Raw genomic sequence first — 22476 nt, 5'->3', positions numbered from 1 at the left:
GTTCCTCCCGATTTGGCGACACGCTGGTCTAATCCTGCCTAGAGTTCGCTACGTGGACGAGTTGCTGGTGACTGAGGGGCGTGCGCTGAAGCACGTCCAGGTGCGTGAGTACGTGCGCACTCTCGTCACGGGGGCGGCACCCGGTTCACCTGCACCTTCTGAGCGTGAGCTGGTGCATCGTTTCGGGGTCGCCCGCATGACGGTGAGGCAAGCGATGGATGCCCTGGTGGTCGAGGGGCTGTTGGAGCGGATTCCCGGGCGGGGCACTTTCGTGGCCCGCCCGCGGCGCGCCGCGAGCAGGTTGACGAGCTTCACCGAGGAGATGGCGCGACGCGGCCTGCTGGCCGAGTCGCAGACGCTCCTCGCGCGGCGGGAGCAGGCGGGTCCGGGTGTGGCCCGGGCGCTGAACCTCACCGAGGGCGATGCCGTCATCCACTGGCGCCGGCTGCGCCGGGCCGACGGGGTGCCGATGTGCCTGGAGGACGCCTACCTCAACGAGGTGCTGATCCCCGGCTTCCTGCAGAGCGGGATGCCGACGAGCCTGTACGACGCGCTCGAGGTCCGCGGCCTGCGCCCGACGTGGGCGGAGGACTCGATCAACGCCGACATCGCCTCGGCGGACGAGGCCCAGCTGCTCGAGGTCGATCCCGGCGTACCGGTGCTGCGGCACTCGCGCCGCGGCCTGGTCGGCGAGAAGATCATCGAGGTCTCGCGCACCGTCTACCGGGCCGACCGGTACACCATGTGGCTCCAGGTGGGGGCCGAGGGTTAGAGCCCACCCAGGGGCGCGATCACGTCCCCGGACTCCTCGCACACCCACACGGGGTCGGGGCCGCCGAGGTCGGGCTGGATGTACAGCGTGTGCACCGGCGCGTCCGCACCGCAGTCGGTGCACAGCGGCCAGCGGCCCACGGTCTCGAACAGCGCGTCCTGGACGTCCTGCGCGACCAGGCCGGCGACGTACGCCTCGCCCTCGGGCCACTGCTCGGCCCACCACTTGCGCTGGGCCACGGCGTCCTCGAGCGCGGAGACCGCGGCGGCCGTGGCGTGCTGCCGAGCCTGGAGGTCGGCGAGCACCCGAGCGCGTGCGTCGAACAGCAGGCCGTTGTCCATTCCCCCATCATGGCCCGCCGGACAAGGGGCGCGCCGCCGCCGTACGGCGTGCTGGCGGTCCTACAGTGGCGGTATGGGACCGGCGCTCCTCGAGGTGGCCGTCCTCGACCCGCGCGACGCTCCCGGCGCGGAGGAGGGCGGCGCTGACCGCCTGCACCTCGCGACCCCCGCGGGCCTCTCGCCCGAGCCCGCGCTCGTGTCGGGCGTCTGCCGCGACACCGACCTGCCCGTGTTCGTCACCCTGCGCCTCAACGACACCTGGAGCACCACCGGCGGCGAGATGACCCGCCTGGTCGGGCTCGCCGAGGACTACCTCGGCTCCGGCGCCGCCGGGGTGTCGTTCGGCTTCCTCGACGCCGACCTCGAGGTCGACACCGACACCTGCGCCTACCTCGCCGGCCAGCTGCCGGGTGTGCCCTGGTCCTTCGGCCGCGCGGTCGACGACACCCTCGACCTGCGCCGCTCGTGGCGGCGGCTCGCCGACCTGCCGGACCTGGTGGCGGTCTGCACCGCGGGGTCGCCGCGCGGTCTCGACAGCGGGTACGACGAGCTGCTCGGCCTGGCCGCCGACCCCGCCGTCGCGCGCCGCCTGATGCCCGGCGGCGGCCTGCTCGCCGAGCAGGTGCCGTGGTTCGTGCGCGCCGGCGTGCGGCAGTTCCACCTCGGGCGCCAGGCGCGCCCGGGTGCGTCGTACAAGGCCTACGTCGACGCCGGTCACGTGCGGTCGTGGCGGTTGCTCCTGGACTCCGCGGTCGAGCGCGCGGCGCGCAGCGCTGGATGATCCTCATCGACCCGCCCCAGGTCCCGTCCCGGGGGCGGCTGTGGTCGCACCTGGCCAGCGACACCTCCTACGAGGAGCTGCACGCGTTCGCCGCGAGCCTCGGCATCCCCGAGCGCGGCTTCGACCGCGACCACTACGACGTGCCCGCGGAGTACTACGACCAGATGGTCGCCGCCGGCGCCGTCCCGGTCCGGTCCCGTGAGCTGGTCGCCCGGCTGGTCGCGGCCGGGCTCCGGCGCCGCAAGGAGCGATAGTCCCTAACGTTTTGGTTGCCGTCCACGGCGTGTCGCCAGCCAGAACGTGAGGGACTATCGCGCCAGGTCCACCAGCTCGGCCTCCACGTTGGCGCGGGCGGCGGCCTCCCAGGAGGTCTGGGCGTACGACGTGTGGAACAGGTGTGGCTTGGCGAGCAGGTCGCGCAGGACCGCCGAGCGGCCGAGGGCGAACTGGTCGTCGGGGACGTGGGCGTACTCCTCGCGCACCGCGGCGACGTACTCGGCGTACCGCTCGGGCGGCGCGGCCAGGATCGCGAGGTCGGCGTCCGACAGTGCGCAGCCGTTGGGGTCGTCGTCCGCGGGCCGGTGCTGCTCGGTGAGCAGCACCAGCCGCACCACCTCGTCGACGGTCCCCGGGTCCACCAGCGTGTCGAGCGCCTCCGCCGCCCACGCGGCCGAGCGCTTCTCGGCGTCCGGCTCGCCGTCGTACACGCCGTCGTGGAACCACGCGGCCAGCACGACCGCCATCCGGTCGAACTCCACGCCGTCGGCGGAGAGCTCGTGCACGCGCTCGAGGACCTCCTCGAGGTGCCGGGCGTCGTGGTAGCGGCGGTTCGGATGGTTGTACGCCGCGACCAGCTGGGCGCCGAGCGCGCGGGCGCCGGGCAGGGGCCACGCGAGCAGCAGGTCCACGCCGGACATTGAAGCGGTCCTTCCAGGGAAGCGCTACGGTGAGCGCAAAACGAGAACGTGTTACAGAAATGAGGAGCCGTGGCCGCGAGCAACGAGCGCATCCGTGAGGTCATCGACGAGTACGTCCGGCTGGTCGCGACCGGCACCGCCGACGAGATCGTCGCGCTGTACGCCGACGGCGCGACCGTCGAGGACCCGGTCGGGTCCGACGTCCTGACCACCGCCGAGGAGATCCGCGCGTTCTACGGCGGTCTCGAGGGCCTCGACACCGAGACCCGGTTGGTGACCGCCCGGATCGCCGGCGGTCAGGCGGCCTTCCACTTCGAGCTCGTCACGAAGGCGGGCGACGCGACGTACACGGTGACGCCGATCGACGTCATGGCCTTCGACGACGACGGCAAGATCACGTCCATGCGGGCCTTCTGGTCCGGGGACGACATGGTCATCTCCTAGCCCGCTCCCGGGCGCGGTCGGCGCCGATCGTCGCGCACGCCGGGTCCTTCTGGCCCTCGGTGCGCGGGATCGCGAGCTGGCCGATGTACCACTCCTTGCCGGTGACGAGGCTGTAGCCGTCGAACTCGGCGCGGTCGAACTGGCAGTAGCCCTCGCCGCGCAGGTACCCGCCCGGCGGCGGCTCGACCACGATGGTCAGGCCGTCCTGGGTGGCCAGCTGGCCCTTGAGGATGAACTGGCCCTCGCTGTCGCTGGTCGCGGTCGCGATCTGGTCGCCGGCCGCGTTGAACAGCCGGACCGTCGCGCCCGGCCCGTTGGTGTAGCCGGGCTTCAGCGCGACCATCCGCTGCCCGTCCCCGTCGACGAGGTGGCCCCGGAGCCAGCCACCGCGCTTGGTGAGGCGGAAGCTGCCGGACGTGTAGCCGTTCGACCGCACGACGGCCTTCTCCACGGCGCCGGTCTTCGGGAACCACACGCCCGCGCCCTCGAACTTCGCCGTGTAGCGGCCCGGGTAGAGGCCCTTGAACGAGAACGTGCCGTTGCCCGAGGTGGCGCTCCACCACTGTCCGGTCTCCTTGCTGGTGACCGTGAGGGTGTTCTTGACGGTGAGCAGGCCGTCCGGGGTGAACAGGTAGAGCGACATCTGCCCGGCCTTCTTGCCCAGCCGGATCTTGACGTTCTTGAACTTGCTGGGCGAGACCGCGCCGGCCCACGTGCTCTTGCCGACCCAGACCTTGCGCTTGTCCCACGTGAAGACGGAGTACTTGCCCGCCGGCAGCCCGCCGATCGCGAACTGGCCCTTGTCGTTGGCGGTGGTGGCGTAGGACTGCCCCGCCTGGTTCGCCGCGCGCAGGGTCGCACCGCCCATCGGCTTGCCGCCGCCCTTGACGGTGCCGGTGATGGCCGAGCCCCGCTGCATCGTCAGGTTCCGCACGGTCAGGTCGTTGGCGCGCACCGTGACCTTGACGTCGGTGGGCGCGTACTTCGACACGTCGTACGACGGACGCTGGTCGACGAACTGCAGGTGGTAGGTGCCGGCCGGCAGCGTCAGCGAGTAGCCCCGGGCGCCGGCGCCCAGCTTGCGCTGGTTGATGTAGTTCCAGTCCTTGTCGAACCACAGCATCGTGAGGCCGGGGCACTTGGTGACCCGGGGGCAGGTGATGCCGCCATTGGCGATGCCCTTCTCGGTCGCGGCGACCGCCGTCGAGCCCACCGTGGCGGCGAGCAGCGAGGCGAGCAGGCCGACGACGAGCAGCAGCGCTGCGGAGGTCCTGCGGGCGGGGGAAGGCATACCTCGATCGTAGGTGCGCAGCCTTGAGGTCTCCTTAAGGCTGCATCAGCCTTTCCTCAAGACTCCCAGGTGCGCAGCCAGATGGTGTGCTCGGACTCGGCGAGCTTCGCGAGGGCCTCGTCGGGCAGCGGGTCGGGGGTGTCGGTGACGACGTACCCCTGCTCGCCGCGGGTGGAGAGGTACTGCGCGGTGATGTTGTCGCCGCTGTCGGCGAGGATGCCGTTGATGCCCGCGAGCACGCCCGGGACGTTGTGGTGGAGGTAGCCGATCCGGTGCCCCGAGTGCAGCTGCGGCGCCTGCACCGAGGGCAGGTTCACCGACAGCTCGGTGCGGCCCTCGAGCGCGAACCCGACGAACTTGCCGGACACGAAGTAGCCGATCTCCTCCTGCGCCTCCTGCGTGGAGCCGCCGACGTGCGGCGTCAGGATCACGTTGTCGAGGCCGCGCAGCACCGACTCGAACGCGTCGCCCTGGGCCTTGGGCTCGACGGGGAACACGTCGAGCGCCGCGCCGGCGATGTGGCCGGAGAGGATGTTCTCCCGCAGCGCCACGTCGTCGACGACCATGCCGCGCGAGGCGTTGATGAACAGGCTGCGGGGCTTCATCTTCGCGAACTGCTCCGCGCCGAACATGCCGGCGTTCCCGGGCCGCCCGTCGACGTGGATGCTCACGACGTCGGCCTCGGCGAGCAGGTCGTCCAGGGACCGCATCCGGCGGGCGTTGCCGTGCGCCAGGCGGTCGGCGGTGTCGAAGAAGATCACCCGCAGGCCCATGGACTCGGCGAGGTTCGACAGCTGGGTGCCGATGTTGCCGTAGCCCACGATGCCCAGCGTGCGGCCGCGCACCTCGTGGCTGCCCTTCGCGGACTTGTCCCAGACGCCCGCGTGCATCTTCTCGGTCTTCTCGGCGAGCCGGCGGGCGAGCACGATGATCTCGCCGATCACCAGCTCGACCACGCTGCGGGTGTTCGAGAACGGCGCGTTGAACACGGCGACGCCGCGCTCGGTCGCCGCGGCGAGATCGACCTGGTTGGTGCCGATGCAGAAGCAGCCGATCGCCTGGAGGTCGGTCGCCGCGTCGAGCACGCGCGGGGTGATGTGGGTGTTCGAGCGGATCCCGAGCAGGTTGACGCCCGGCCCGTCCTGCGGGGAGAGCGCCGCGACCAGCTCGTCCTCCGAGAGCGAGCCGGCGCGCAGCTCGACGTCGAACCCGCGCGCCTCCAGGATCTCGACGGCGACCGGGTGGATGTTCTCGAGCAGCAGCACCTTCACGGTCAACCAGCCTAGGTCGGCCGGCGCGGTGTGCCGAACCGGGACCGGATGTCGGTCTTCTCCGGCATGATGCGCGCATGGGAACTCGTCGTACGCTCGGCTGGGTCGCTGTCGCCGCGCTGCTCGCAGCCGGGACGGCCACCGCCACCACCACGTCCGCGGTCTCCGCGCCCGGGGCTTCCGCGCAGGTGGTGAAGGGCGCGCCCGGCGCATGGGACGTGCGCCAGGTCGGCGTGGGGCAGTACGTCGTCTCCTGGACGTCTCCGACCCGGTTCCCGCTCACCTCCGACCGGCCCACGATCGTCGGCCCGTCGGGGATCGTCGTCGGCGCTCCCACGATCGCGGCCGACGGCCGCACGGTCCGCGCTGACGTCGCCTCGGCGACCCGGCCCGACCCGGCCGACTTCGACGTGGTCCTCTCCGGCGACCGGCTCGACGCCCCGGGCGACGACCGGCTGAGGACGGGCACCGCCCCCGAGCGCGCCTTCGACCTGCCGGGCACCGTCACGCTGCCCGACGACCCCGGCACGCCCGGGCCGTTCGACACCGAGACCAGCGACTACACGCTCCCGCCGGTCCAGATCGAGGGGATGCCCGAGCCGATCGAGATGGTCGGGCACGTCGTCGAGCCCGCCGCGGGGTCCGCGACCGGCCCGCGGCCGCTGGTGCTGTTCCTGCACGGCCGGCACAGCGTCTGCTACGACCCGGACGACGAGAACGGCGGCGACGGCACCTGGCCGTGCGAGGCGCCCCAGCTCGAGATCCCGAGCCAGCTCGGCTACGACTACGTCCAGCGGGTGCTCGCCTCCCAGGGCTACGCGACCGTGTCGGTGCGCGTGAACGGCATCAACGCCCAGGACTACCGGCTCGCCGACGGTGGCGCCGACGCCCGGGCCGAGATCGTCGAGCAGCACCTCGACCACTGGACCACGCTGGCCGCCGAGCACCAGCTCGACCTCGACCGTGTCGTGCTGGTCGGTCACAGCCGCGGCGGCGAGGGCGTCGACCGCGCCGCGCTGCAGATCCCGCTGTCGGCGCCGTACCGGATCGCCGGGCAGGTGCTGATCGCCCCGACGAACTTCGGCGTGCAGACGGCGGCCTACGTCCCGACCGTGACGCTGCTGCCGTACTGCGACGGCGACGTCAGCGACCTGCAGGGCCAGAAGTTCACCGACGTGGCCCGCGACCTGGTCGCCGGCGACACCTCACTGAAGAGCTCGGTGCTGGTGATGGGCGCCAACCACAACTACTTCAACACCGAGTGGACCCCTGACATCGCCCAGGCGCCGGCCTGGGACGACTGGGGCGGCGAAGAGACCAGCACGTGTCACCCGGACCACGCCGACCGGCTGAGCCCCGAGGAGCAGCAGGCGGTCGGGACGGCGTACGTCGCCGGCGCCGTGCACCTCTTCGCCGACGACGAGCAGGACCTGCTGCCGCTCTTCGACGGCTCCCGTGCCCGCGTCGACTCGATCGGTGACGCCCAGGCGCTCAGCCACGCGATCGGGGGCGGGCGCGACGTCCGCGCACCCGGCGTGAGCGCGGCCCGGTCGCTGCCCGACGGCGCCAGCACCCGCTTCTGCAGCAGCTCGGTCGCGCCGAACAAGGTCGCCTCGTGCGCCAACGGCGTCGACTACGGCTGGGTGTGGCCGCACTGGGTCGACGCGTGGGACTCCGCCCCGACGCGCACGTTCTTCGAGATGCGGTGGACCGCGCCGGGCCAGTCCGGTGGGCTGCTGCTCGACGACCCGATCGACCTGAGCTCCGACCGGCTCGAGCTGCGCACGATCGTCGACCCCGAGAACGGGCCGGTCGAGCTGGACGTCCGGATCACCGACGAGAACGGTGACAGCGCGGTGCTCGGCGCGCTCGGCGACGTGCTGCCGGCGCTCGCCGGCGCCGCGGACACCGCGAAGTACTGGGCGCAGACGCTGTACGTCGACCCGGCCGCCGCGACCGGTGTCGACCTCGCGCACGTCGTGCAGGTGGACCTGGTGCCCGTCACCGCGCAGGGGCGCGTCTGGGTCGCCGACCTGGCCGCGGCTCCGGCCGAGCTCGCGCCGGTCCCCGACCGCCGGCTGGCCACCATCGACCTGCACAGCGTCACGATCGACGAGGGCGACGGCAACGGCAACGAGCCGGTCACCGCCGCGGTGCCGTTCGACGTCGTCGGCGAGCTCACCGAGCCCGCCACGGTCATCGTGATGACGACGGGGCAGGGCCGTGGCGACAAGCAGCGCTTCACCCTGGACCTCGCGCCCGGCCAGACGTCAGGCAGCATCCCGGTCTCCTACCTGCCCGACGACCGTGACGACTACCCGCGCGCGCAGACGCAGGTGGCCGCGTGGGCGATCCACGACGTCATGACCGACCAGTACGCCGCCCAGCTCACGGTGAAGGACGACGACCCGACGCCCCGGATGACGGTCGAGGCGGTCGACAAGCGGGTGCGCGAGGGAGGCTTCGCCGAGTGGAAGATCACGCTGGCGCGCGGCATCGACTACGACCTGTTCATGGTCGGGAAGGTGGTCCGTGGCCCCGGGAACGACCTCACGGCCGGCGACGTCGGTGAGGAGTGGCTCGAGCGGTACCTCGGCCCGGACACCGACCCGGACAAGAAGCTGTGGACCTACCACGCGATGGTCTACGAGCAGCTGCGTGCCGGCAACCGCTCCATGGTCATCAAGGTGCCGATCCGCCGCGACGACCGGACCGAGGGGCGCGAGTCGCTGACGTTGAAGTTCCGCCAGTTCGGCAACACCTACACCCGCACCGTGTTCGTGGAGAGGTCGCGCTAACGGGTCATCAGGACGCTGGTGGCGCCGACGACGAGCACGACGAGCACCATCAGCAGCACGAAGGTGGCCAGCCCCCGACGGGGCTGGCTGGTCGGACCCATCCGGCCGCGCGCGAACTGGTGGAACGGCGGCGCGTAGAAGACGTCGACGGTCTGGCCCGCCGCCACGTCGACGTCGTACGACGCTTGGCCGTACTCGCGCAACCACTGGCAGTGCGCCTCGACGTGCCACCGGCCGGGCGGGACCGGGTGGACGTTCTCGCCGTACCGGTTCGCGACCTGGTAGCCGTTGAGACGCACGTACGGCGTGATCGCGTTGCTGGTGAACCAGTTGCCCTGCGTCGTGAGTCGGATCCATCCGACCGGCTGCTCTGTCACGGGCTCGAGCCTTGCCCCGGAAACCGGTTGGCAAACCGCGGCTCGGAGCACCTACGGTCGTCCGGATGACCCCGACCGTCGACGACTTCCAAGCCCTGGCGCGCAGCTCGCCGTGGCTGTGGTCGACCCTGCACTTCAGGCACCGGTCGAGGTTCGCGGGTGACTGCGAGGCGTGGGTGCGCCGGCCCGGCGAGCTCGTGGTGCGGACGTCGGACGGGCGGGAGGTGCGGGAGTCCGGTCTCCCGTACACGCGGTCGGCGCCGATGAGCGCGGTGGCCGAGGGCGCGGAGCTCGTGCTGCCCCCGGCGCCGGTGCTGCCGCACGAGGCGACGCCCGTGCGGCGGCCGGACGGCCTGGTGCTCGAACGGCCCGAGCGGACGTTCGAGGTCGACTACGACGACCCGATGTACCAGAACTACAGCTGGGTCGCGATGCTCGACCCGGTGGAGCTCAGCCACCACGTCGAGGTGCTCGACCTGCGCGCGGGCGAGGTCGCGGGCCGGACGGCCTGGTGGGCGTCGGTGCGGGCGCTGGAGGACTACGACCCGCGGTGCGCGTGCTGCGCCCTGGTCTGGTCGGCCATCTCCGACAGCTACGAGTACGACGAGCCCCCGCAGCGCGACTACCCCGACCACTACGACGTCGCCCTCGACGTGCAGACCGGGGTCGTCGTGCGCTGCCATCCGGTCGGCGGCGACCCGGCCGCCTCCTGGCTGGAGAACGACATCCTCGAGGTCGGCTAGCTAGACCTCGGGCACACCTGCGAGCGCCGCGGCGAGCGCCTCGTCCGACAGCGGGTCGTCCTCGAGCCGGCCGCTGAGGAACGTGTCGTACGCGCCGAGCTCGAGCAGGCCGTGGCCGGACAGGCCGACGACGATCACCGGCTCCGCGCCCGACTCGGCCGCGGCCAGCGCCTCCCGGCGTACCTGCGCGAGGGCGTGGGACGACTCCGGCGCGGGGACGACACCCTGGGTGCGGGCGAACTCCAGGGCCGCCTCGAAGCACTCGCTCTGGTGCAGCGCGGTCGCCTCGATGAGGCCCTCGTCGTACACGTGCGAGACCAGGGGCGCCATGCCGTGGTAGCGCAGCCCGCCGGCGTGGATCGTGGACGGCACGAAGTCGTGGCCGAGCGTGTACATCTTGAGCAGCGGGGTCATCCCGACCGTGTCGCCGAAGTCGTAGCGGTACTCGCCGCGGGTGAGGCTCGGGCACGAGCTCGGCTCGACCGCGAGGATCCGGGGGCTCTGCGCGCCCGCCAGCTTCTCGCGCAGGAACGGGAACGCGAGGCCGGCGAAGTTCGAGCCGCCGCCTGCGCAGCCGACCACGATGTCGGCGCCGGGCTCGCCGGCGTTGGCCAGCTGGCGCAGCGCCTCCTCACCGATCACGGTCTGGTGCAGGAGCACGTGGTTGAGCACGGAGCCCAGCGCGTACTTGGTGTTCTCGCTCTGCGCCGCGACCTCGACCGCCTCGGAGATCGCGATGCCGAGCGAGCCGGGGTGGTCCTCCGGGAACGACTTCCCGGCCTCGGTGAGCCGGCTGGGGGAGCGGTGCACCGTGCCGCCGAAGACCTCCATCAGCGTGCGGCGCTGCGGCTTCGTGTCGTACGACGCCCCGACCTGCCAGACCTCGCACTCGAGGCCGAAGAGCGCGCAGGCGTAGGACAGCGCCGTACCCCACTGGCCGGCGCCGGTCTCGGTCGTCAGCCGGGTGATCCCGTGCAGGGAGTTGTAGTACGCCTGCGGCACCGAGGTGTTGGTCTTGTGTGACCCGGCCGGCGAGACGCCCTCGTACTTGTAGTAGATGCGGGCCGTCGTCCCGAGCTTCTGCTCCCACCGGCGCGCGCGGATCAACGGGCTCGGCCGGTACTGCCGGTAGACGTCGCGCACCGCCTCCGGGATCTCGACGTACCGCTCCCCGGTGACCTCCTGCATGATCAGCTCGATCGGGAACAGCGGCGCGAGGTCGTCCGGCCCCACCGGCTCCCGCGTGCCCGGGTGCAGCGGCGGCGGCGGTGGCGTGGGCAGGTCGGCCACGACGTTGTACCAGTGCGTGACCTGCTCGGACTCGTCGAGGGTGAACATCACCTGGTCGCTCATGGCCCGACGCTAGCGATCAGGGCAGACGGCGGGAAGGGCCTTCCCGGCCCTCGACCGCCTCCGGTCCGTCCGCCCGCGAAAGCCGGAGACGACCGGGTGCACCGGTGACTTCTCAGGCGTTGCATCGGCCGAGAAGTGCCGGTTTCCCCGGTGCACCGGGGAAACCGACACTTCCAATGGGCGCTAGTCCCCCTTGACGTTCACGATCTGGCGCAGCGTGTGCCGGACCTCGACCAGGTCGGCGGCGTCGGCCATCACCCGGTCGATGTCCTTGTACGCCGCCGGGATCTCGTCGATGAACGCGTCGGTGTCGCGGTACTCGATGCCCGCCATCGCCTCACGCAGCTGCTCGCGCGTGAAGGTCTTGCGGGCCCGCGACCGGGAGTACTCCCGGCCGGCGCCGTGCGGCGCGGAGTTGAGCGAGACCGGGTTGCCCTTCCCCTCGACGACGTACGACGCCGTGCCCATCGAGCCGGGGATCAGCCCCGGTCGTCCGCGCTCGGCGTTGATCGCACCCTTGCGCGAAAGCCACACCTGCTTGCCGAAGTGGGTCTCCTGCTCGGTGTAGTTGTGGTGGCAGTTGATCTCCTCCTGCCGCTCCACATCCCCCTGCACCCACTCCGAGAACTGGCGCACGACACGGTCCATCATCTCCTCGCGGTTGAGCAGCGCGTAGGACTGCGCCCAGCGCATCTGGCCGATGTAGTCCCAGAACTCGTCGGTGTCCTCGGTCAGGTAGGCCAGGTCGCGGTCGGGCAGCTCGATCCACCGCTTCGCGCACAGGTCGCGCGCGACCCGGATGTGCGTCTGCGCGATCTTGTTGCCCACGCCGCGGGACCCGGAGTGCAGGAACAGCCAGACCCGCGCCTGCTCGTCGACGGTCACCTCGATGAAGTGGTTGCCCGACCCCAGCGTCCCGAGCTGGAGCTCCCACCGCTTGGCGTACGCCGCCGGATCGAAGCCGGTCCGCTCCGCCTCGACGGTCAGCCGCTCCAGCCGTTCGCGCGTGTGCTCCCGGCTGACCGTGCGGTTCTGCGCACCGGCCGACAGCGGGATGGCCCGCTCGATCGCCTCGCGCAGCGGCCGGCGGTCCTCCGGCAGCTGGTCGCGGGTGTACTGGGTGCGGACGGCGATCATCCCGCAGCCGATGTCGACACCGACCGCCGCGGGCATGATCGCGCCGAGGGTGGGGATGACCGACCCGACGGTCGCCCCCAGACCCAGGTGGGCGTCGGGCATCAGCGCGACGTGCGGGTGGATGAACGGCATCGTCGCCGTCGTCACCGCCTGCTCGCGCGTGCCCTGCTCGAGGATCGAAGCCCAGTTGACGAGCTTCGCGCTGATCTTCTCCATGGTCCTTTCCTGTCTACGTCTCCGTCGTCGGGTGACGACGGCCGCGTCAGGCTAGGTACCTCGAAACGCCTTGCACACCAGGTTTCCGACGTGCTTCCCGGGCAATCCCTGACGTTCTCGGGTGAAGCTTCGGCCCAGAACGTCAGGTTTCCCCGGCCCACCGGGGAAACCTGCGGCCCTACGCCCCCACGTCCTCCGCGTCGACGATCCGGTACGCGTACCCCTGCTCGGCGAGGAACCGCTGCCGGTTCTGGGCGAACTCGGCATCGACGGTGTCGCGGGAGACGATCGTGTAGAAGTGCGCGGTCTTGCCCTCCGACTTGGGCCGCAGCAGACGACCCAGCCGCTGCGCCTCCTCCTGGCGGGAGCCGAAGGAGCCGGACACCTGGATGGCCACCTCGGCCGAGGGCAGGTCGATGGAGAAGTTCGCGACCTTCGACACCACCAGCAGCCCGATCTCGCCGGAGCGGAACGCCTCGAACAGCCGCTGCCGCTCGTTGACCGGGGTCTCGCCCTTGATCACCGGAGCATCCAGGGCAAGAGCCAGCTCGTCGAGCTGCTCGAGGTACTGCCCAATCACCAGCGTCGGCTGGCCCGGGTGCGACGCCACGAGCGACCGTACGACGTCGACCTTGTGGTGCGTGCACGCCGCGAGCCGGTAGCGCTCCTCGGGCTCGGCGGTCGCGTAGGCCAGCCGTTCGGAGGACGGCAGCGTCACCCGTACCTCGACACAGTCGGCGGGCGCGATCCAGCCCTGCGACTCGATGTCCTTCCACGGTGCGTCGTACCGCTTCGGGCCGATCAGCGAGAACACGTCGCCCTCGCGGCCGTCCTCGCGCACCAGCGTCGCGGTCAGCCCGAGGCGACGGCGGGCCTGCAGGTTCGCGGTCATCCGGAAGATCGGCGCGGGCAGCAGGTGCACCTCGTCGTACACGATCAGGCCCCAGTCCCGCGCGTCCAGCAGCTCGAGGTGGCTGTAGACGCCCTTCCGCTTGGTCGTCATCACCTGGTACGTCGCGATCGTGACCGGCCGGACCTCCTTCACCGACCCGCTGTACTCGCCGATCTCGTCGGCGGTCAGCGTCGTGCGGCGCACCAGCTCGTCCTTCCACTGCCGCGCCGACACCGTGTTGGTCACCAGGATCAGCGTGGTCGCCTTCGCCTCGGCCATCGCGGCGGCGCCGACGATGGTCTTGCCGGCGCCGCAGGGCAGCACCACGACGCCGGAGCCGCCGTGCCAGAAGGAGTCGGCCGCCTCACGCTGGTAGGCGCGCAGGTGCCAGTCCTCCTCGGACAGGAAGATCGGGTGCGCCTCGCCGTCGACGTACCCGGCGAAGTCCTCGGCCGGCCAGCCCAGCTTGAGCAGCGCCTGCTTGAGGTTCCCGCGCTCGGAGGGGTGCACCGCGACGCTGTCGTCGTCGATCCGCTCGCCGAGCATGCCCTGCACCTTCTTGGCCCGCAGCACCTCCTCGAGCACCGGCCGGTCGGACGAGGCCAGCACCAGGCCGTGGATCGGGTGCTTGTCGAGGCGGAGCCGGCCGTAGCGGGCCATGGTCTCGGCGACGTCGACCAGCAGCGCGTGCGGTACGGCGTACCGGCTGTACTCGAGGAGGGTGTCGACGACCTGCTCGGCGTCGTGACCGGCGGCGCGGGCGTTCCAGAGACCGAGCGGGGTCAGCCGGTACGTGTGGACGTGCTCCGGCGAGCGCTCCAGCTCCGCGAACGGCGCGATCGCCTTGCGGCACTCCGCGGCGCGCTCGTGGTCGATCTCGAGCAGGAGCGTCTTGTCCGACTGGACGATGAGGGGGCCGTCGTTCACCGCACAAGACTACGGACCAGCCCCAGCAGGTCGTCAGGCCGACGCGACCGCCTTCTGTCGCGCACGGAAGGCGGCGACGTTGGCGCGCGACGAGCAGCGCTCGGAGCAGTAGCGACGCGACCGGTTCGGGGAGGTGTCCACGAACACCTGGGTGCACGGGCTCGCCGAGCAGACGCCGAGCCGGTCCGGCCCGAGGTCGCACACCAGCGTGGCCAGGCCCAGCAGGGACTCGCCGATCAGCAGGTCGGCGACGCTGGCGTTCTCGGTCGCGACGTGCAGGTGCAGGTCGTGCTCGTCGTGCCCGGAGATCCGCGGCGTGATCGGGTGCCGCACCATCAGCTCGTTGAGCCGGCCCACTACGTCGGTGGTGTCGTCGGCCTCGCCGGCCTCGAACACCGGGCGCAGCTCGCGTTGGAACTTCCGCAGCAGCATGCAGTCCCGGTCACTGGCCTGGTCGACCAGCCAGCTGCGGTCGTGCAGGTACGCCACCAGACCGTCGACCTCGGAGAGGTCGGCGTTCAGCAGCGCGGCCGAGGCCTCGGCGTACCGGATGAAGTCCACGATTCAATCGTACGGATCAGCCGGTGACCGGACGCACCGTAGTGATGCGATGCACGGCAAAGGTTCGGATGTCGTCGCTGCGGTGGTCGTGCGCGGTCAGCGAGCCGCCCTCGACGCGGATCGGGTCGACCAGGCGCTCGGAGCTGGTGCCCTGGTTGTCCACGTAGCCGATCAGCACGGTGTCCCCGGCCTCGACCGCCTCCCGCAGCGCCGCCATCGAGCCGCTCGGCGAGAGCGTCTCCACCGGGGTGTCCGGCCGCGCGGACTCGGCCCGGTCGCCGGCGCGGATCGCGGTGACCGCGTGCGCGGCCTGCGCGGTCTCGCGCGCGGTGCGTACGGCGGCGCCGCCGCGGTGCTCGCGCGGGGTGCGGGCGCGCAGCAGGTCCGGGCGGGCGACGTGCACGGTCCCGTCCGCGGCCTCGACGACCGGCGCCGCGCCGAGGTCGCGCAGCCGGGGGAGCAGCACGTCGAGCGGTGTCGAGCTGATCAGCACGGTCGGCGCGATCCGGCGCAGCCCCAACGGCGCGGCCTTCGGGTGGTGCAGCAGCTCGGCGAGCGCGCTCTCGTCGTCGGCGCGCAGGAAGGCCTCGGCGTGCCCGACCCGGACGCTGCCGAACGTCCGCGCCGTGTCGTCGACGAGGTAGGTGAGCGGCTGCGGGACGGGCGTGCGCGACACCGAGCCGATGAACTCGTGCACCTCCGCCGCCGACCAGCCGGTGTCCAGGGCTCGGCGGACCGAGCCCGACGAGAAGCGGTAGACGGTCGCGCCGCCTCGGGACTCGACGTCGGCCACCAGCTGCAGCCGCCGGGCCAGCTGCGACTCGAGCGGGCCAGGAGCCACCGCGGTGAGGTCGGCCTGCAGCAGCACGTGGTCCACCGGCTCCGGCAGCAGCGCCGCGAGCGCCGCGGTCGGGTCGTCGCCGGTCAGCAACGACCGGGCGTACGTCGCCATCCCACCGGCGCCGACCAGTCCGAGGACCGAGGCCTCGTCGACCGCCCAGGCCACCTGGTCGGCCCGGGTGCGCGGCCGGCGGGGCCGCAGCCACACGATCCGCTGCACCAGCGACGGGACGCCGGTGCCGGTCGCCAGCACCTGACCGGGTGGGAGGGCCGCGATCGCCTCCAGCGCCATTCGGCGGCTCTCGACCTGGAAGGCGCCGGCCAGCTCCGGTGCGAGCGCGTTCCACACCTTGCCCTGCGGGTCCCGGGACCCGATCAGCCCGGCCATCCGCGGGCTGGCGAGCCATGCCTGGACCAGCGCGGTCCAGCGCTCCGCGTCCGGTTTGGCGCACCACGCGTCGAACGCGTCGGTCGGGATCCACACCGGATTGCCGTCCCGGTCGGCCGACGTGGCCAGCAGCCCGGCGGCGGACGCCACCTCGACCAGCAGCGCGGCGGTCGGCTCGTCGACGTGCAGCGACGTCGCGGTCGCCTTGAGGTCGCGCACGCCGAGCCCACCGCTGCGCAGGGCGTTGGGCGGCGTCAGGCCCCACCCGTCCAGCAGCAGCTCGACCCGGCGTACCGCCTCGGAGGCCGCGCCCGAGGCCGCCCGGTCGACCAGGTCCTGGCTGCGCTCGCTGGTCGCGAGCTCGGGGACGACGTCGACGGGCTCGGTCGTCGTGTGGCCACCGCGCAGGGCGATCCCGACCTCGCCGGGCAGCACCACCACGCCGCCGCTGCGCGGCACCAGCAGCCGGCGGGCGAGCAGCTCCTCGGCGGGCGTCTGGGCGTCCTCCGGCAGCACGGTGTGGCGGGACGAGCCGGCCGTGGCCTCACCGCCCGCCTCCAGCACGTGCTCGAGCAGCGCCCGGGCCGCGGGGGAGAGCTCCTCCAGCCGCTGCTGCACGACCTCGGCCGTCGGCGCGTCGGGGGACACCGGGTGCAGGCCGCTGATCGTCACCAGCTCGGCGACGGCGCTGAGCGCGCGGATGCCCTGCGGCGTCTGCCACGCGAGCGCCAGGTCGAGCAGCCGGCGTACGGCGTCGGCGACCGAGTCGGGTCGCGCGTTCACGACGGTGGACAGCGCGGCTTCGGTGGTTTGGCCGACGACGACGAGGGCATCAAGGACACAGAGCTCGGCCCGCGTGAGCTGGTCGAGCGCACGCAGCAAGGAGGACCGGGTGGCCGCACGCGACGCCAGCTGGCCTGAGTCGTGAGGGGCCGGAGTGGCGAGATCGGGACGTTCGTGGAGCAACAGGGACAGACGCGAGTCCGGCCAGCTGCGCAGCTGGTCGGCGAGCGTGCGGTACCCGGTCGTGGCCATCCCTCCAACGCTACCGGGCTCGCGATGAGCCAGGTCGAGCTCCAGCACGGAGCGGCCACCGACGTCGGGCTGGTCCGCGAGGTCAACGAGGACGCGCTGCTCGCCGCTCCTCCGGTTTTCGTGGTCGCGGACGGCATGGGCGGCCACGAGGGCGGGGACGTCGCGAGCGCGATCGTCGTCGAGGAGTTCGCGCGGCTCGCCGAGGCCGGGTACGACCCGCGCAACGCGGTCGAGGCGGTCCGCTCGGCGCTCACCGCCAGCCAGGAACGCATCCGCGCCTACTCCGAGGCGCAGCGCCAGGGCGGCATCGGCCGCCGTCGGCACGCCGGCACGACCGCGGTGGTCGCGCTGCTCGCCGACGACGACGGGCCGATGTGGCTGCTCGCCAACCTCGGTGACTCGCGGATCTACCGGTTCGCGGGTGGTGTCCTCGAGCAGGTCAGCGTCGACCACAGCCTGGTCCAGGAGCTCGTCGACACCGGGCGGCTGGACCCGGCCGCGGCCGCCACCCACCCGAAGCGCAACGTGATCACCCGCGCCCTCGGCGACCCCGACGGCGCCGAGGCCGACTTCTTCGTGCTCCCCGTCGACGCCGCCGAGCGGCTGTTGCTGTGCAGCGACGGCGTGACCGGGATGCTCGCGGACGACGAGGTCGCCGCCGTCCTCCGCGAGGCCGCGGACCCGAGGGACGCCGCCGACCAGCTGGTCGCCGCGGCGGTCGCCGCCGGTGGTGAGGACAACGCGACCGCGGTCGTCATCGACGTCGTGGGGGTGCCATGACCGACCTCGCCTGGTCGTTCCGTGGCGGTGAGTGGCTCGGGGTGTTCGGCGCCGACACCGCCGTCGTGCTGCCGCCGTCCGAGAAGTCCCAGGCCGCGGTGCTGTGGGAGCTCGTCGACGGCGGAGCCGGGTACGAGCAGATCCTCGACGTGCTGCTGTCGTCGGGGCTGCGCGCGGTCCCGGACTTCGTGCTGGTGAGCCGCAAGGGCGACGTCACCCGCGTGCTGCTGCGCGGGTCGGTCAGCGCCCACTTCGCGACCGCGGAGGACGTCGTGCACCTCGACGGCTCGGGCGACCTGACCTGGGTGGAGCGCACCCTGACCGGCGTCACGCGGATGCGCATCGACGTCGCCGAGGACGACGCACCCGGCGAGCTCGCGGTCGCCACGGGACTGGTGCGGATGTCCTCGGCCGAGCAGCCGCCGAGCACCGCGGGGGTGGTGGTCCCGCGGCCGGCCGCGGCCGAGCCCGAGCCCGAGCCGGACGACGCCACCAGGATCGGCGAGCTCGACCCCGCTCTCCTCGGCGCACCGCCCGGTCTCCCGGGCCAGCCGGCGGCACCGCCGGTGATCTCCCGTCCGGTCGCCCGGCTGGTGGTCTCCGAGGGAGACGTCGTCGACGTCGACCGGGTCGTGCTGGTCGGCCGGGCACCGGAGCCGCGGCGCGCGGACACCGCCGGCGTACCCCACCTGGTCGAGGTGAGCAGCCCGCACCACGAGATCTCCTCGACCCACCTCGAGGTGCGTCCGGGGTCCGGCGCGGACCACGGCTCGGCGGTCGTGACCGACCTCGGCTCCACCAACGGCACCCTGCTCGTCCAGCCCGGCCTGCCGCCCGAGGACCTCAAGGCAGGTGTCCCCGTCCAGCTCCTCCCCGGCGCCGTCCTCGACCTCGGCGACGGGGTGACCATCCAGGTCGTCAACCCGTGAGCGCGCCGGCCGCCGACCTCGACCGGCGCTTCTACGCGTTCGCGGTGGACCGCGGCATCGCCTGGACGATCGACGCCGTAGCCGCCCTGCTGGTGTGGCAGTACGTCGACGGCGCCGCAGCCGCGATCGGCATCGTGGTCGCGGTCATGCTGGTGGTCGGCGCCGCGTTCGCGGTCGTCCTCGGCCTGACCGGCACCTCGCCCGGCAACGCGCTGCTCGGGGTGCGCGTCCTCGACGCGGGGACCGGGGCGCCCATCGGGGTCGGCCGGGCGCTGCAGCGTCAGCTCATCCTCGGTGTCGCCACGCTGCCGACGTTCGGCCTCGGCGTCGCGACGCTCGCCTGGACCGCGGCGATGGACCCGTCCGGGCGCCGGCACGGATGGCACGACCGGGTCTCCGGGTCGGAGGTCGTCGACGTCCGGCCGGTCCCGGCCGAGCCGGAGCCGGTCGCCGGCCCGCAGCCGGTCGTGAACCTCACCGCCATGCGGCTGGTCCCGGCCCCGCCGCTGCCACCGCCGCCCACGCTGCCACCACCGTCCGCACCACCCTCCGCACTCCCCGCGACACCGGCACCGGCACCGGTGCCCGCGCCGCCGCCCGCCCCGCCGCGCCAGCAGCTCGGTTACCCCCTCGTGCCCGAGCCGCCCGCCGAGCCGACCACCTGGCGGGTGACGTTCGACTCCGGCGAGTCGCTCGTCCTGGAGGGACCGGCGCTGGTGGGCCGCAGGCCGGACGCCGGGAACGACGACGCCGTACGCCACCTGGTGCCGCTGCGGTCGGAGGACATGTCGCTGTCGAAGACCCATGCCCGACTGCACGTCGGCGCCGACGGGACGCTGGTCGTGACCGACCGCGGCTCCACCAACGGCTCCTACCTGATCCGCCAGGGCGCGGCCCGCGAGCTCGCGCCCGGGCGGGCCACCACCCTGCTCGACGGCGATCGGGTGCGGTTCGGCGACCGGGAGATGACCGTCGCCCGAGCGTGACGTCGGCGGAGACCTTCACGGGGCCGTTCCGAGCGCCTAGGTTTGCTGGCATGAGCTTCGAGTACGAAGGCACTGTCACCACGACCGCTTCCCCTGCCGACGTGTGGGCCCTGTGGAGCGACGTCGGCAGCTGGCACTGCTGGGACCCGTCCGTGCAACAGGTGGCCCTGGAGGGGCACTTCGCCGAAGGCGCCGCCGGCACCATGACCCTCAACGGAGGCATCGATGCGCCGTTCGTGCTCGAGATCGTCGAGCCCGGCGCCCGCTTCCTCGACCGGGTCACCATGGGCGAGCTGGTCATCCACATCGACCACGAGGTGAAGGCGACCGACACCGGCTCCGAGATCACGGTGCGCACCCACGTCTCGGGCCCGGGCGCCAAGGACATCGGGCCGATGGTCGCGGCCGACAGCCCGAAGGCGCTGGAGGCGCTGGTCCAGATGGCCGAGAAGAAGCCGGCCTGACCTGTCGTACCGGGCGCTGCCCGTTCGTGGTGTTGACATCCACTGACCCACGAGAGGAACCACCATGCGCTCGCTGATCACCACCCACTTCGTCTCCCTCGACGGCGTCGCCGAGGCGCCCGGAGGCGAGGAGGGCTACCGCCACACCGGCTGGACGACCGACGTCGAGCCCGACCCCGCGCAGTACGAGCCGAAGGGCCGTGAGCAGGAGGAGGCGACCGCCTTCCTCATGGGCGGCCGCTCCTACGACGCCTTCTCCGAGGTCTGGCCGACGATGGACTACTTCGCGGGCTGGAACGCGATGCCGAAGTACGTCGTCTCGAGCACGGTCACCGACCCGCAGTGGAACAACACCACCGTGCTGCGCTCGCTCGACGACGTCGCGGAGCTGAAGCGGACCGAGGGCGGCCCGATCTTCGTCCAGGGCAGCATGCTGCTGACCCAGAACCTGCTCAAGGCCGGCCTGGTCGACGAGATGCGGCTGATGGTGTTCCCGGTGGTCCTCGGCAGCGGCCGCGGCCCGTTCCCCACCGACGCCGAGGACAAGGTGAAGCTCACGCTGGTCGACTCGACGACGTACTCCAACGGCGTGCAGTACCAGGTGCTCCGCGTCCAGGCGTAGGTTCGCCGCATGGAGTCCTACGCTGCCGGCGAGCTGGACCCGCCGCTCCTCGACGAGACCATCGGCGCGAACCTCGAGCGGACCGTCGCGACGTACGCCGACCGCGAGGCGCTGGTCGAGGTCGCCACCGGGCGACGGTGGACCTGGGCCGAGCTGGACCGCGACGTCGACGCGCTGGCCGTCGGGCTGATCGGCGCCGGCGTACGCAAGGGGGACCGCGTCGGCATCTGGTCGCCCAACTGCGCCGAGTGGACCCTGGTGCAGTACGCCACCGCGAAGATCGGCGCGATCCTCGTCAACATCAACCCGGCGTACCGGACCCACGAGCTCGCCTACGTCCTCAACCAGTCCGGAACCCGCCTGCTGATCTCGGCTCCGTCGTTCAAGACCAGCGACTACCGGGCGATGGTCGACGAGGTCGTCGCCGAGACCCCGGTGGAGACGGTGGTCTACCTCGGCACCCCGGAGTGGAGCGCGTTGAGCGGCGCCGGCGGAGCGCTCGGAGACGCGATGTCGTGGTCGCTGTCTCCGGACGACCCGATCAACATCCAGTACACGTCCGGCACGACGGGCTTCCCGAAGGGTGCGACCCTCAGCCACCGCAACATCCTCAACAACGGCTACTTCACGACCGAGCTGATCGGCTTCACCGCCGAGGACCGGCTCTGCATCCCGGTGCCCTTCTACCACTGCTTCGGGATGGTGATGGGCAACCTCGGCTGCACGTCCCACGGCGCGACGATGGTGATCCCGGCGCCGGGCTTCGACCCCGAGGTCACCCTGCAGGCGATCGCCGCCGAGCGCTGCACCGCGGTGTACGGCGTGCCCACGATGTTCATCGCGATGCAGCACCACCCGTCGTTCGCCGACCACGACCTGTCCTCGCTGCGGACCGGGATCATGGCCGGCTCGATCTGTCCGGTGGAGGTGATGAAGCGCTGCGTCAACGACATGCACATGGCCGAGGTGTCGATCGCCTACGGCATGACCGAGACCTCGCCGGTCTCGTGCCAGACCCGCGTCGACGACGACCTCGAGCGCCGTACCGCCACGATCGGCCGCGCCCACCCGCACGTCGAGGTCAAGGTCGTCGACCCGGTGACCGGGGAGACCGTCGAGCGCGGGCAGCCGGGAGAGCTCTGCACGCGTGGGTACTCCGTGATGCTCGGCTACTGGCAGGACGAGGAGAAGACCGCCGAGGCGATCGACGCCGACGGCTGGATGCACACCGGCGACCTCGCCGAGATGCGCGAGGACGGCTACTGCAACATCGTCGGCCGGATCAAGGACATGGTGATCCGCGGCGGGGAGAACATCTACCCGCGCGAGATCGAGGAGTTCCTCTACGCCCACCCCGACATCGAGGACGTCCAGGTCATCGGGGTGCCCGACGAGAAGTACGGCGAGGAGCTCTGCGCGTGGATCAAGGTGCGCGCTGGCGCCGCGCCGCTCGACGCCGCTGCGGTGCGGGAGTACGCCACCGGCAGGCTCGCCCACTACAAGATCCCGCGCTACGTGCTGGTGGTCGACGAGTTCCCGATGACCGTCACGGGGAAGATCCGCAAGGTCGAGATGCGCGAGGAGTCCGCGCGGCGGCTCGGTCTCGCCTGA

Annotated in this window: 22 protein-coding genes; 12 read left to right on the top strand and 10 right to left on the bottom strand. The window is 72.0% G+C overall.

Going from position 1 to position 22476, the window contains the following annotated elements; genetic code table 11:
- Nucleotides 1-52 precede the first annotated feature (52 nt).
- Nucleotides 53-772, top strand: a complete 720-nt coding sequence (locus ABD875_RS18845; protein ID WP_345181072.1) for a GntR family transcriptional regulator — start codon at nt 53-55, stop codon at nt 770-772.
- On the opposite strand, the gene ABD875_RS18840 is transcribed toward ABD875_RS18845, so the two are convergent.
- Nucleotides 769-1113: a hypothetical protein gene (locus ABD875_RS18840; RefSeq protein WP_345181071.1), complete on the bottom strand. Its 345-nt coding sequence runs from the start codon at nt 1111-1113 to the stop codon at nt 769-771. The two genes, ABD875_RS18845 and ABD875_RS18840, sit on opposite strands and share 4 nt — an antisense overlap.
- A gap of 73 nt (nt 1114-1186) precedes the next feature.
- Between ABD875_RS18840 and ABD875_RS18835 the strand changes: the two genes are divergently transcribed.
- Together ABD875_RS18835 and ABD875_RS18830 are read left to right on the top strand one after the other, a co-directional pair.
- A complete protein-coding gene (locus ABD875_RS18835; RefSeq protein WP_345181068.1) occupies nt 1187-1894 on the top strand; it encodes a copper homeostasis protein CutC in 708 nt (235 codons plus the stop codon).
- On the top strand, nt 1891-2148 hold the full coding sequence (locus ABD875_RS18830; protein ID WP_345181066.1) for a DUF4031 domain-containing protein: 258 nt from the start codon (nt 1891-1893) through the stop codon (nt 2146-2148). Before ABD875_RS18835 ends, ABD875_RS18830 begins: the two co-directional genes overlap by 4 nt.
- Before the next feature lie 54 nt (nt 2149-2202).
- Here ABD875_RS18830 and ABD875_RS18825 read toward each other — a convergent pair whose 3' ends face one another.
- Complete coding sequence (locus ABD875_RS18825) at nt 2203-2811, bottom strand: HD domain-containing protein (RefSeq protein ID WP_379187057.1); 609 nt, start codon at nt 2809-2811, stop codon at nt 2203-2205.
- 69 nt (nt 2812-2880) lie between these two features.
- On the opposite strand from ABD875_RS18825, the gene ABD875_RS18820 reads away from it, so the two are divergent.
- Nucleotides 2881-3255, top strand: coding sequence for a nuclear transport factor 2 family protein (locus ABD875_RS18820; protein ID WP_345181063.1), 375 nt, complete (start codon nt 2881-2883; stop codon nt 3253-3255).
- On the opposite strand, the gene ABD875_RS18815 is transcribed toward ABD875_RS18820, so the two are convergent.
- Complete coding sequence (locus tag ABD875_RS18815) at nt 3245-4546, bottom strand: MSCRAMM family protein (RefSeq protein WP_345181061.1); 1302 nt, start codon at nt 4544-4546, stop codon at nt 3245-3247. The two genes, ABD875_RS18820 and ABD875_RS18815, sit on opposite strands and share 11 nt — an antisense overlap.
- Before the next feature lie 56 nt (nt 4547-4602).
- Entirely contained in the window at nt 4603-5817 is a 1215-nt protein-coding gene (serA, locus tag ABD875_RS18810) for a phosphoglycerate dehydrogenase (protein WP_345181059.1), read from the bottom strand.
- A 77-nt stretch (nt 5818-5894) separates the two neighbouring features.
- Between serA and ABD875_RS18805 the strand changes: the two genes are divergently transcribed.
- Nucleotides 5895-8615, top strand: a complete 2721-nt coding sequence (locus ABD875_RS18805) for an alpha/beta hydrolase (RefSeq protein ID WP_345181056.1) — start codon at nt 5895-5897, stop codon at nt 8613-8615.
- Here ABD875_RS18805 and ABD875_RS18800 read toward each other — a convergent pair.
- Entirely contained in the window at nt 8612-8992 is a 381-nt protein-coding gene (locus tag ABD875_RS18800) for a hypothetical protein (protein WP_345181054.1), read from the bottom strand. The genes ABD875_RS18805 and ABD875_RS18800 overlap by 4 nt on opposite strands.
- A gap of 65 nt (nt 8993-9057) precedes the next feature.
- Here ABD875_RS18800 and ABD875_RS18795 point away from each other — a divergent pair, with 65 nt between their 5' ends.
- Nucleotides 9058-9735, top strand: coding sequence for a hypothetical protein (locus ABD875_RS18795; RefSeq protein WP_345181051.1), 678 nt, complete (start codon nt 9058-9060; stop codon nt 9733-9735).
- On the opposite strand, the gene ABD875_RS18790 is transcribed toward ABD875_RS18795, so the two are convergent.
- The 5 genes from ABD875_RS18790 to ABD875_RS18770 form a co-directional block, all read right to left on the bottom strand.
- Nucleotides 9736-11088: a TrpB-like pyridoxal phosphate-dependent enzyme gene (locus ABD875_RS18790; protein ID WP_345181049.1), complete on the bottom strand. Its 1353-nt coding sequence runs from the start codon at nt 11086-11088 to the stop codon at nt 9736-9738.
- Nucleotides 11089-11271: 183 nt separating this feature from the next.
- Nucleotides 11272-12441 (bottom strand): RtcB family protein, encoded by a 1170-nt coding sequence (locus tag ABD875_RS18785; protein ID WP_345181047.1) that lies wholly within the window; start codon nt 12439-12441, stop codon nt 11272-11274.
- A gap of 178 nt (nt 12442-12619) precedes the next feature.
- Entirely contained in the window at nt 12620-14260 is a 1641-nt protein-coding gene (locus ABD875_RS18780) for a DNA repair helicase XPB (RefSeq protein WP_345181044.1), read from the bottom strand.
- 33 nt (nt 14261-14293) lie between these two features.
- The gene (locus ABD875_RS18775) at nt 14294-14821 is read right to left on the bottom strand and encodes a CGNR zinc finger domain-containing protein (RefSeq protein ID WP_345181041.1); all 528 of its coding nucleotides are present in this window, start codon (nt 14819-14821) and stop codon (nt 14294-14296) included.
- Between the two features lie 16 nt (nt 14822-14837).
- Nucleotides 14838-17084 (bottom strand): helicase-associated domain-containing protein, encoded by a 2247-nt coding sequence (locus tag ABD875_RS18770; protein ID WP_345181039.1) that lies wholly within the window; start codon nt 17082-17084, stop codon nt 14838-14840.
- A gap of 24 nt (nt 17085-17108) precedes the next feature.
- On the opposite strand from ABD875_RS18770, the gene ABD875_RS18765 reads away from it, so the two are divergent.
- From ABD875_RS18765 to ABD875_RS18740, 6 genes are all read left to right on the top strand, one after another.
- Nucleotides 17109-17864, top strand: coding sequence for a PP2C family protein-serine/threonine phosphatase (locus ABD875_RS18765; protein ID WP_345181037.1), 756 nt, complete (start codon nt 17109-17111; stop codon nt 17862-17864).
- Complete coding sequence (locus tag ABD875_RS18760; RefSeq protein ID WP_345181034.1) at nt 17861-18793, top strand: FHA domain-containing protein; 933 nt, start codon at nt 17861-17863, stop codon at nt 18791-18793. The genes ABD875_RS18765 and ABD875_RS18760 overlap by 4 nt, the downstream gene beginning before the upstream one ends.
- Complete coding sequence (locus ABD875_RS18755) at nt 18790-19779, top strand: RDD family protein (RefSeq protein WP_345181032.1); 990 nt, start codon at nt 18790-18792, stop codon at nt 19777-19779. Before ABD875_RS18760 ends, ABD875_RS18755 begins: the two co-directional genes overlap by 4 nt.
- 50 nt (nt 19780-19829) lie before the next feature.
- A complete protein-coding gene (locus ABD875_RS18750; protein WP_345181030.1) occupies nt 19830-20243 on the top strand; it encodes an SRPBCC family protein in 414 nt (137 codons plus the stop codon).
- A gap of 64 nt (nt 20244-20307) precedes the next feature.
- A complete protein-coding gene (locus tag ABD875_RS18745; RefSeq protein WP_345181028.1) occupies nt 20308-20865 on the top strand; it encodes a dihydrofolate reductase family protein in 558 nt (185 codons plus the stop codon).
- A 9-nt stretch (nt 20866-20874) separates the two neighbouring features.
- Entirely contained in the window at nt 20875-22476 is a 1602-nt protein-coding gene (locus ABD875_RS18740; protein ID WP_345181026.1) for an AMP-binding protein, read from the top strand.

Source organism: Nocardioides caricicola (assembly GCF_039541135.1).
Lineage (GTDB): Bacteria > Actinomycetota > Actinomycetes > Propionibacteriales > Nocardioidaceae > Nocardioides > Nocardioides caricicola.
This window is presented reverse-complemented; position numbering and strand designations above follow the sequence as displayed.

What these genes read in the sequence shown, in the direction of transcription:
- ABD875_RS18840 (WP_345181071.1), bottom strand. Translation starts at nt 1,113, where the DNA reads ATGGACAACGGCCTGCTGTTCGACGCACGCGCTCGGGTGCTCGCCGAC.
- ABD875_RS18835 (WP_345181068.1), top strand. Translation starts at nt 1,187, where the DNA reads ATGGGACCGGCGCTCCTCGAGGTGGCCGTCCTCGACCCGCGCGACGCT.
- ABD875_RS18830 (WP_345181066.1), top strand. Translation starts at nt 1,891, where the DNA reads ATGATCCTCATCGACCCGCCCCAGGTCCCGTCCCGGGGGCGGCTGTGG.
- ABD875_RS18825 (WP_379187057.1), bottom strand. Translation starts at nt 2,811, where the DNA reads ATGTCCGGCGTGGACCTGCTGCTCGCGTGGCCCCTGCCCGGCGCCCGC.
- ABD875_RS18815 (WP_345181061.1), bottom strand. Translation starts at nt 4,546, where the DNA reads ATGCCTTCCCCCGCCCGCAGGACCTCCGCAGCGCTGCTGCTCGTCGTC.
- ABD875_RS18805 (WP_345181056.1), top strand. Translation starts at nt 5,895, where the DNA reads ATGGGAACTCGTCGTACGCTCGGCTGGGTCGCTGTCGCCGCGCTGCTC.
- ABD875_RS18795 (WP_345181051.1), top strand. Translation starts at nt 9,058, where the DNA reads ATGACCCCGACCGTCGACGACTTCCAAGCCCTGGCGCGCAGCTCGCCG.
- ABD875_RS18790 (WP_345181049.1), bottom strand. Translation starts at nt 11,088, where the DNA reads ATGAGCGACCAGGTGATGTTCACCCTCGACGAGTCCGAGCAGGTCACG.
- ABD875_RS18785 (WP_345181047.1), bottom strand. Translation starts at nt 12,441, where the DNA reads ATGGAGAAGATCAGCGCGAAGCTCGTCAACTGGGCTTCGATCCTCGAG.
- ABD875_RS18770 (WP_345181039.1), bottom strand. Translation starts at nt 17,084, where the DNA reads ATGGCCACGACCGGGTACCGCACGCTCGCCGACCAGCTGCGCAGCTGG.
- ABD875_RS18765 (WP_345181037.1), top strand. Translation starts at nt 17,109, where the DNA reads ATGAGCCAGGTCGAGCTCCAGCACGGAGCGGCCACCGACGTCGGGCTG.
- ABD875_RS18760 (WP_345181034.1), top strand. Translation starts at nt 17,861, where the DNA reads ATGACCGACCTCGCCTGGTCGTTCCGTGGCGGTGAGTGGCTCGGGGTG.
- ABD875_RS18750 (WP_345181030.1), top strand. Translation starts at nt 19,830, where the DNA reads ATGAGCTTCGAGTACGAAGGCACTGTCACCACGACCGCTTCCCCTGCC.
- ABD875_RS18745 (WP_345181028.1), top strand. Translation starts at nt 20,308, where the DNA reads ATGCGCTCGCTGATCACCACCCACTTCGTCTCCCTCGACGGCGTCGCC.
- ABD875_RS18740 (WP_345181026.1), top strand. Translation starts at nt 20,875, where the DNA reads ATGGAGTCCTACGCTGCCGGCGAGCTGGACCCGCCGCTCCTCGACGAG.